At 61.1% G+C, this 270-nt stretch carries 1 protein-coding gene; it reads right to left on the bottom strand.

The features are described 5' to 3' along the window. On the bottom strand, positions 1-270 hold a 270-nt coding region (locus tag EAE93_RS24150), incomplete at both ends, for a tyrosine-type recombinase/integrase (protein ID WP_214040753.1).

Below are 270 nucleotides of genomic sequence, written 5' to 3'. Positions count from 1 at the left end.
CCCCGTTCTCCAGCATCTGGGTTGCCATCGCATGCCGGAACAGGTGGCAGGCGCCTTTTTTCTCAATGCCGGCGGCCCGGATATAACCGCTCACGGCATGGGTGATACCGTTCGGCTGCAACCCGTCGAGACCGTCCATTGCCACGAACAGCGACTGGATGTCCGGGGTGACCAGCAGTTGCGGGCGAATCTGCTGCTGATAGAACTGGAGCCAGTTTAAGGCCCGTTCGCCGAGGGGCAATACCCGGTCTTTATTCCCCTTGCCCTGCC

Origin of the sequence: Photorhabdus akhurstii, assembly GCF_018448925.1 — a bacterium.
Classification (GTDB): domain Bacteria; phylum Pseudomonadota; class Gammaproteobacteria; order Enterobacterales; family Enterobacteriaceae; genus Photorhabdus; species Photorhabdus akhurstii.
The sequence above is the reverse complement of the archived record's forward strand: the minus strand, read 5'-3'. Positions and strand labels throughout refer to the sequence as shown.